This is a genomic window from Pseudomonas sp. HMWF006, assembly GCF_003061205.1.
Taxonomy (GTDB): Bacteria; Pseudomonadota; Gammaproteobacteria; order Pseudomonadales; family Pseudomonadaceae; genus Aquipseudomonas; species Aquipseudomonas monsensis.
On sequence record NZ_QAIU01000512.1, the window covers coordinates 1 to 3637 of the forward strand.

Annotated in this window: 4 protein-coding genes; 3 read left to right on the forward strand and 1 reads right to left on the reverse strand. The window is 56.9% G+C overall.

Annotation, left to right across the window (positions count from 1 at the left end; all coding sequences use genetic code 11):
• Nucleotides 1–394: 394 nt before the first annotated feature.
• Nucleotides 395–1069 carry a DUF3313 domain-containing protein gene (locus tag DBR24_RS22975; protein WP_128615893.1) on the forward strand — a complete coding sequence of 225 codons (675 nt, stop codon included), beginning with the start codon at nt 395–397 and terminating at the stop codon, nt 1067–1069.
• A 109-nt stretch (nt 1070–1178) separates the two neighbouring features.
• On the opposite strand, the gene DBR24_RS22980 is transcribed toward DBR24_RS22975, so the two are convergent.
• The gene (locus tag DBR24_RS22980) at nt 1179–1604 is read right to left on the reverse strand and encodes a YciI family protein (RefSeq protein ID WP_128615894.1); all 426 of its coding nucleotides are present in this window, start codon (nt 1602–1604) and stop codon (nt 1179–1181) included.
• A gap of 341 nt (nt 1605–1945) precedes the next feature.
• Here DBR24_RS22980 and tpx point away from each other — a divergent pair, with 341 nt between their 5' ends.
• Nucleotides 1946–2446: a thiol peroxidase gene (gene tpx / locus DBR24_RS22985; RefSeq protein ID WP_128615895.1), complete on the forward strand. Its 501-nt coding sequence runs from the start codon at nt 1946–1948 to the stop codon at nt 2444–2446.
• Nucleotides 2447–2635: 189 nt separating this feature from the next.
• A partial coding sequence (locus tag DBR24_RS22990) for an efflux RND transporter periplasmic adaptor subunit (RefSeq protein WP_128615896.1) occupies nt 2636–3637 on the forward strand: 1002 nt, incomplete at its 3' end.

Sequence of the window (3637 nt, forward strand, 5' to 3'; positions counted from 1 at the left end):
TATGGATTCAAAGCCAATCGCTCAAGTCGGTGCATCTCTCGAATATCCCCGAATCGGTCCCCTCTCCCTCTGGGAGAGGGCTAGGGTGAGGGAAGACAATTTCCAGCCGGTCACTTAAGCGCCTAATCGCCCATGTTCATATTCTTCCAGCCCTGCAACAGCATCTGCGGGCACTCTGGCTCAGATTGCTCCAATGCAGCGGATTCTAGAAGTTCACCAATGGCCAAGAGCTCGATGCAGCGTTGCCGGATGCTCGATGTCTTTCAAATGACGCTTGTGATCCGCCGCGCAACCTTGCGGGAATATTGTGCTGTGCAATCGCAATTACTGAAGTTTTAGCTATACCTGTAACTCCCCCAGGCAAAGTTTTCGGCCTTCTGACAGGAGTTACAGCATGAAGCTAGCAGTGATGATGGGCACTCTGTGCATTGCCACCGTCGCAATGGTGGGTTGTTCCAGCAAAACCGTCGACCCGAAAGAGTACTCAGGATTCCTCAAAGACTACAGCCAGCTCAAGGAGGCCAAATCGCCGTCCGGTGCCGAGGTGATGCGCTGGGTCGATCCAAAGGTGGACGTCAAGAAGTTCACCAGTGTGTACATCGAACCGACTCAGCTCTACCCGAAACCACAACCGACCGCGAAAATTTCCCAACAGACCCTCAATGGCATCACTTCCTACTACGACCAGGCACTCAAGCGTGAAATCGGCAAAGACCTGCCGCTTGCAACCGGCCCCGGCCCAGGCGTAATGGTGGTGCGCGCGGCGATCACCGCTGTCAGCAGCAAGACCGAAGGCCTGCACGGGTATGAAGTGATCCCGATTGCCCTGGTCGCCGCCGCGGTAAGTACCGCCAGTGGTATCCGCGATCAGGAAACCACTCTGGCCACCGAGGCGGTTTTCCTCGATGGCGGCAACAACAAGGTCGTGGCGCAAGTGGTGCGCAAAGGCACCGGCAAACCGTTGGAAAACGACACGCAGGCGATGACGGCAAACGACGTCAAACCCGTGATTGATGGCTGGGCTTCCGACATGCGTCAGTCGTATCTGAAGCTCAAGTCCGCCAAATAACTGCAGCCCACTGCAGGAACTGCCAAAGGCTGCAATCTTTTGATCTCGTTTCAGTCGATCAACATCAAAAGATCGCAGCCTGCGGCAGCGGCTACAGGGGATATTGGATTCAGCCGTTTTGCTTGGCCTGTTCACGAACGCGTTCTTCTTGCGCACGCGCTTCAGGGGTGAACTCGGCGCCAAAGTCTTCGGCGGAAAATATCTGGCGAATCTCGATTTCAGACTTGCCCGGCATCGGATTAGGGCAGCGCTTGACCCACTCGATGGCTTCTTCTTTTGATTTCACTTCCCAGATCCAGTAGCCCGCCACCAGTTCTTTGGTTTCGATGAACGGCCCGTCTATGACCGTGCGTTTATCACCGGAGAAATGCACGCGCGTGCCTTTGCTGCTCGGATGCAGGCCATCGCAATCGATCAGGATGCCGGCCTTGACCAGTTCTTCGTTGAAGTTGCCCATGGCGGTGATCAGCTCTTCGCTGGGCATGATGCCGGCTTCCGAGTCGACGCTGGCTTTTACAAGGATCATGAATCGCATGGCGGTTGCTCCGTGGATTGTGGGGATTTGTTGTTTAGTCGAACGGGCCACACTTGAATCGACAGGGTCTCTGGTAAAAGTGCGGAGAATTTTTCACACCGCAGATCCATTATTGGAGTGAGCCTGCTCGCGATAGCGGTGTGTCAGTCAACATTTGCGTATATGAAAGTCCGCTATCGCGAGCAGGCTCACTCCTACAGGGGAATGGTTGTGGTTTTGTATACAGTTTTTCGCGCAGGCACCCAACAATTTCCAAACAGGGCATAGGTCGTCGGACAATTTCGTGGTTAACTTCGGCCTCTTGCATGCTTTCCAATCAAAACATCAGAAGGACTCAAGTCATGGCTCAAGTCACCCTTAAAGGCAACCCGGTTCAAGTCAACGGCCAGTTGCCACAAGCCGGTTCCAAGGCGCCAGCCTTTTCTCTGGTTGCCGGCAATCTGTCCGACGTCACCCTGAAAGACTTTGCCGGCAAGCGCAAAGTGCTGAACATCTTCCCAAGCGTTGACACCCCGACCTGCGCCACTTCCGTGCGCAAGTTCAACGCCCAGGCCAACGACACCGCCAACACCGTGGTGCTGTGCATCTCCGCTGACCTGCCGTTCGCCCAAGCGCGTTTCTGCGGCGCCGAAGGCCTGGAAAACGTCCAGAACCTGTCGACCCTGCGCGGCACCGAGTTCATCGAGAACTACGGCGTGGCCATCGCTGACGGCCCGTTGAAAGGCCTGACCGCCCGTGCCGTGGTGGTTCTGGACGAAAACGACAACGTCCTGCACAGCGAACTGGTCAAGGAAATTGCCGAAGAGCCTAATTACGAAGCGGCGCTCGCCGTTCTGAAATAAGTGTTCTGAAACAAGCGCTTTTACAATTGTTAACGGCCTGGCCCTGTCCAGGCCGTTTTCATTTGTGTATCAGTGTTTTGCCTCACACCTTGAAACGTAAGTTGAAGGTAAATTGCCGGTAAAGCTGCTTTGCTTAATTCCCGTCAGTGCTTATCGTTCAGCCTCCCGTAGAAGAAGCCCACGCGCCCAATGGTTAATCAATCCATGCAATCGTCCCCACGCAACTCTCGTCGCTGGCTGATCAGCCTGCTTGTCTTGTTGGTTATCGCCGTCCTCTGCTGGAAATTCTGGCCGGCCGGTTCAGCCCACAAGGAGGGCGGCGAGAAGGCGGCGGCCGGGCATGCCGGGCGTTCGGGGATGATGCGGCCGGGCTTCGGTGGTGGCACCGGGCCAATTCCAGTGCGCGTGGCGCCGGCGGTCACGGGGGACTTCCCGCTGTATTACAAGGCGCTGGGCACGGTGACAGCACTCAACACCATCAATGTGCGCAGCCGGGTCGGCGGCGAACTGATGAAGATCAATTTCGAAGAAGGGCAGATGGTCAAGGCGGGCGACGTGCTCGCGGAGATCGACCCGCGCCCGTACCAGAACGCCTTGCTGCAGGCCGAAGGCACCTTGCTGCAGAACCAGGCGCAGTTGAAAAACGCCCAGGTCGATGTCGAGCGTTATCGCGGTCTGTACAAGGAAGACAGCATCGCCAAGCAGACCCTCGACACCGCCGAAGCGCTGGTCGGCCAATATCTGGGTACGGTCAAGACCAACCAGGCAGCGGTCAACGACGCCAAGCTCAATCTTGAATTCACCAAAATCCGTGCACCGATTGCCGGCCGGGTCGGTCTGCGTCAGGTAGACGTTGGTAACCTTGTCACCGCCAATGACACCACGTCCCTGGCGGTGATTACCCAGACGCAACCGATCAGCGTCGCTTTCACCTTGCCGGAAAACAGCCTCGAAACCGTGCTCGCCCGCTATCGCAGCGGCGCCAAACTGCCGGCCGAAGCCTGGGATCGCGGCGACACCAAACTGCAGGCCACCGGCGTGCTGCAAAGCCTCGACAACCAGATCGACGTCGCCACCGGCACCCTGAAGTTCAAGGCGCGCTACGAAAACCGAGATCAGGCGCTGTTCCCCAACCAGTTCGTCAATGTGCACCTGCTGGCCGATACCCTGAAAGGCGTGGTACTGGCGCCG

What these genes read in the sequence shown, in the direction of transcription:
- DBR24_RS22975 (WP_128615893.1), top strand. Translation starts at nt 395, where the DNA reads ATGAAGCTAGCAGTGATGATGGGCACTCTGTGCATTGCCACCGTCGCA.
- DBR24_RS22980 (WP_128615894.1), bottom strand. Translation starts at nt 1,604, where the DNA reads ATGCGATTCATGATCCTTGTAAAAGCCAGCGTCGACTCGGAAGCCGGC.
- tpx (WP_128615895.1), top strand. Translation starts at nt 1,946, where the DNA reads ATGGCTCAAGTCACCCTTAAAGGCAACCCGGTTCAAGTCAACGGCCAG.